The organism is Tianweitania sp., from assembly GCF_032053605.1.
Classification (GTDB): domain Bacteria; phylum Pseudomonadota; class Alphaproteobacteria; order Rhizobiales; family Rhizobiaceae; genus Tianweitania.
Genome location: NZ_DAMBUH010000177.1, coordinates 1 through 4,105 on the forward strand (window position 1 = coordinate 1; position 4,105 = coordinate 4,105).

Here is a 4,105-nt window from a genome sequence, read left to right on the forward strand (position 1 = left end):
TCGAGCGAGCCGGAAATAAGCGGCGGGCGTGCTCATCGAATGCTCGCGATCAAAGCTTCCAGCCCGAATGCAGCGCTGCAATGCCGCCGGAATAGTTGCGGTAAGAAACGCGCTCGAAGCCGGCCGTGCGGATCATGGTCGCGAAATTCTCCTGATTGGGGAACTTGCGGATGGATTCCACGAGATACTGATAGGGCTCGCCGTCACCCGTCACCAGCTTGCCGATCGGCGGAATGGCCTTGAACGACCAGGCTTCATAGACCTGTTCCAGGAAGGGCAGGTCGACCTCCGAAAACTCCAGGCACAGGAAGCGGCCGCCGGGTTTCAGCACGCGGAAGGCTTCCTTCAGGGCGACATCGATATGCGGCACGTTGCGGATGCCGAAGGCGACCGTATAGGCGTCGAAAGAGCGGTCGGAAAACGGCAGGCTTTCCGCGTTCGCTTCCACGAAGGTGCAGTTGTTGAGCAGGTTGCGCTTGGCTGCGCGGTCGCGGCCGACTTCCAGCATGGAGCCGTTGATGTCGAGCACGGTGGATTGCGCAAGGCCGTCCGACGCCTCGATCACCCGAAACGCGATGTCGCCGGTGCCGCCAGCAACGTCGAGATGGGCAAAGGCGCGGGAGCGTGGCGGGTTCAGCGCTGCCACCATCGCGTTCTTCCAAACGCGGTGCAGACCGGCCGACATCAGGTCGTTCATGACGTCGTAACGCTGCGCCACCTTGTGGAAGACCTCGTTGACGCGGCCCTGCTTTTCACCGTCTCCGACAGGCTGGAAGCCATAGGACTGGTTCATCTCGCCGGCGGCGGTGGCACGTTGGTCTGACATCAAATTTATCCCTTAAACCGGCCGGACCATAGCCGAGCCACAGTCGGAGCGCTACGTTTTGGAAGCGCGATGAAGAGACGCGCCGAACGTGGCGGCAGGAAAGCGCGAATGGTCCCGAAAGCAGAATTGCATTGCCACATCGAGGGCGCCGCGTCTCCTGATCTGGTTCTCAAACAAGCACAGAAGTATGGCAAGGACCTGTCCGCCTTCATCCGCGACGGTGTTTTTGTGTGGGACGATTTCACCGGCTTTCTTCAGGCCTATGATGCCGCCGCCGAGCTGTTCCGCACGGAAGACGATTATGCCAGGCTGGCCGAACATCACCTGTCGAACGTCGCGCGCGACGGCGCGATCTATGCCGAGTTCTTCACCTCGCCTGACCATGCCCGCCGCGCCGGATTGAGCTCCGAAGCTTATACGGACGCGCTGGGCGAGGGCATGAAGCGGGCCAAGGCCAAGACCGGCATCGAAAGCCGCATGATCGTTACCGGCGTGCGTCATTTCGGCGTCCAAAGCGTGGAAGCGGCGGCACGGTTTGCGGCGCGGTGCAGGCATCCGCTGGTGGCCGGCTTCGGCATGGCCGGCGACGAGCGCTTCGGCGACATCGAAGATTATGTGCGCGCGTTCGATTTCGCGCGCGAAGCGGGGCTGGGCATCACCGTTCATGCCGGCGAGTTCGGCGGGTGGGAAAGCGTGCAGGCAGCCCTCGACCATCTGCGCCCAAGCCGCATCGGCCACGGGGTGCGCGCTATCGAGAACACCAATCTGGTGAAGCGGATCGCAGCCGAAGGCATTGTGCTGGAATGCTGTCCGGGCTCGAACATCGCGCTCGGCGTATTCGACAGTTTCGCTAATCATCCGCTGCCGGCACTACGGCGCGCGGGCCTCAAGGTGACGCTCAATTCCGATGACCCGCCGCACTTCCACACCTCGCTGGCCCGCGAATACGAGATCGCTCGCACCGAGTTCCAGATGGACGACAAGGCGCTCACCGGCATCACCCGCACGGCGATCGAAGCAGCGTTCGTCGACCGCAAGACCAAGGCCGAATTGCTGGCGCGGCTGGAGCCGAAGCGCCGCTGAAGCGCGAAATGTGTGGCTGAGCCGAAGCTTTCGGTTTCGCCAACAGCCGTGGCTCGTTAAGGTCGCGCCGCGTTTGCGGTCGGAGTATTTTTCATGGGCGTCACAGTCGTCAATCATCCGCTTGTCCAGCACAAGCTCACCATCATGCGGTCCAAGGAAACCTCGACGGCGAGCTTCCGTCGGTTGCTGCGCGAGATCTCGCTGCTGCTCTGCTACGAAGTGACGCGTGACCTGGAGCTCACCACCAAGACCATCGAAACGCCGATGCAGGAGATGGAAGCGCCAACGCTGGAAGGCAAGAAGCTGGTCTTCGCTTCGGTTTTGCGCGCCGGCAACGGTCTGCTCGACGGCATGCTCGACCTCGTTCCGGCCGCCCGCGTCGCTCATGTCGGCCTGTATCGCGATCATGATACGCTGCAGGCGGTGGAATATTTCTTCAAGGCGCCGAGCGATCTCGAGAACCGCCTGGTGATCGTGGTCGACCCAATGCTCGCCACCGCCAACTCGGCCGTCGCTGCCATCGACAAGCTGAAGGAGCGCGGCGCGACCAACCTGCGCTTCGTTTGCCTGCTGGCAGCACCCGAAGGCGTCGAGCGCTTCACCAAGGCGCATCCCGACGTGCCGGTCTTCACGGCCTCGATCGACGAGAAGTTGAACGAAAAGGGTTACATCGTGCCCGGCCTCGGCGACGCCGGCGACCGCATGTACGGCACGAAGTAAGCTAGGCTTAACCGTTCAAAGAAGTCGGCCGCGTGTCTTAACGCCATTCTTCGCTCCATCGTGTCAGACGGAGCGCAGAGGTGCGTCATGAAGCGCTTGAATGTTCCCATCGGTCTTCTGCTCGCCGCCGCAGTGGCGGTGCCGATGATCTACGAGTCCAATCCTGAGGCTCTTCTACGGTTGATTTCGAGCGAACGGGAAACGCCGCTTGTGGCAAGTGCCATCCCCGACGACGGCCAACCAGCGGACACGCTGCAAGGCCGCCGCGTGAGGATCCCAGCCAACCGCGCCGGCCACTACGTCGCGAGCTTCAAGCTGAATGGCCGCTCGGTGGACGCGATGATCGACACCGGCGCCAGCCTCGTCGCCATCAACGAAACCACCGCGCGCCGCATCGGTGTTTCCCTGAAGCCGGCGGATTTTGCCCATCAGGTACAAACCGCCAACGGCGCAACCGCTGCCGCCATAACGACTGTGCGCGAGCTTCAGATCGGCCGCATCACTGCCCGCGACGTGCCGGCGATGGTGCTGAAAGACAAGGCGCTGTCCTCCACCTTGATCGGCGCCAGCTTCCTCCAGCGCATCGCCCGCTGGCACGTGGATGGCGACGGCATGGTGCTGGAGCAGTAGCAAGTCACCACAACCTGAGCGCGAAAATCTGCTTTCGCACGTGCAGACGCTCAGCTAAGAAGAAGGCAGGGCAGAAGCAGACGCGCCAGCCAGCGGCGTACCGGGGAGGATGAGCCACTCCGGCCGAGGCAACGGCTTTGTCCTGAACTGGAGGTGAGCGATGGTTCTTCCCATCATCACCCTGGAAGTACGAAAGACCCGGAGCGGCTGGTCAGTGCGCCTCCGGGTCCAATTCGTAACATTCTAGGAAGCGGTGTCGGGAGTTAGCGCTCCCGGCACCACTCCAGAAATATAGCACCGCCGATCTTCCGAGACCAGCCCCAGCGTCAAGTCCCAACCCGGCGCAGGATGACCTTGCCCGGCTTCGGCCGCGTTGGCCCGATAGCATACGCTACTCGAAGGGACGCCGCACCCGTCTCAGCCGTATCCTCATCCCGCGCATGCACGAAGCCGAGCGGATCGCCAGGGCGCATCTCCATGCCGACAGGCGCAAGTTCGGTGAAGCCGACGGAGGGATCGACGGCGTCGTTTGGCCCCTTGCGGCCGCCACCGAGTTCGATCACCGCCAGTCCGATATCGCGCGTGGCGATGCTGCTTACGAAGCCGGCTTCCTGCGCTTCCACGGGCCGGATAACCGGCGCTTTCGGCAGATACTGGTCAGCGCGGCTAAGGAAATCCCTCGGCCCGCCGAGTGCCGCAACCATGCGGCCGAAACGTTCCGCGGCGGCACCGCTTGTCAGCGCCTGGGTGGCTTGTGTCAGGCCGGAGCTTTGTGTCGGCGCGAGCTTGGCGAGCACCAGCATTTCTGCGGCGCTGGGCATGGCCATGGCGGCCAAGCGCAAGGGG

General features: G+C 63.0%; 4 protein-coding genes and 1 pseudogene. 3 read left to right on the top strand and 2 right to left on the bottom strand.

What is annotated here, in order from left to right:
* Positions 1–49 precede the first annotated feature (49 nt).
* Complete coding sequence (gene ubiE, locus RTX98_RS20255; RefSeq protein WP_312798685.1) at positions 50–826, bottom strand: bifunctional demethylmenaquinone methyltransferase/2-methoxy-6-polyprenyl-1,4-benzoquinol methylase UbiE; 777 nt, start codon at positions 824–826, stop codon at positions 50–52.
* Between the two features lie 108 nt (positions 827–934).
* Here ubiE and RTX98_RS20260 point away from each other — a divergent pair, with 108 nt between their 5' ends.
* The 3 genes from RTX98_RS20260 to RTX98_RS20270 all read left to right on the top strand — a co-directional run bounded on the left by RTX98_RS20260 (position 935) and on the right by RTX98_RS20270 (position 3,259).
* Positions 935–1,909: an adenosine deaminase gene (locus tag RTX98_RS20260; protein ID WP_312798686.1), complete on the top strand. Its 975-nt coding sequence runs from the start codon at positions 935–937 to the stop codon at positions 1,907–1,909.
* Between the two features lie 93 nt (positions 1,910–2,002).
* A complete protein-coding gene (gene upp / locus RTX98_RS20265) occupies positions 2,003–2,629 on the top strand; it encodes a uracil phosphoribosyltransferase (protein ID WP_312798687.1) in 627 nt (208 codons plus the stop codon).
* Positions 2,630–2,716: 87 nt separating this feature from the next.
* Positions 2,717–3,259 (top strand): retropepsin-like aspartic protease family protein, encoded by a 543-nt coding sequence (locus RTX98_RS20270; RefSeq protein ID WP_312798688.1) that lies wholly within the window; start codon positions 2,717–2,719, stop codon positions 3,257–3,259.
* A gap of 326 nt (positions 3,260–3,585) precedes the next feature.
* On the opposite strand, the pseudogene RTX98_RS20275 reads toward RTX98_RS20270, so the two are convergent.
* A pseudogene (locus RTX98_RS20275) lies at positions 3,586–4,105 on the bottom strand (thymidine phosphorylase); the annotation flags it as partial.

What these genes read in the sequence shown, in the direction of transcription:
- ubiE (WP_312798685.1), bottom strand. Translation starts at nt 826, where the DNA reads ATGTCAGACCAACGTGCCACCGCCGCCGGCGAGATGAACCAGTCCTAT.
- RTX98_RS20260 (WP_312798686.1), top strand. Translation starts at nt 935, where the DNA reads ATGGTCCCGAAAGCAGAATTGCATTGCCACATCGAGGGCGCCGCGTCT.
- upp (WP_312798687.1), top strand. Translation starts at nt 2,003, where the DNA reads ATGGGCGTCACAGTCGTCAATCATCCGCTTGTCCAGCACAAGCTCACC.
- RTX98_RS20270 (WP_312798688.1), top strand. Translation starts at nt 2,717, where the DNA reads ATGAAGCGCTTGAATGTTCCCATCGGTCTTCTGCTCGCCGCCGCAGTG.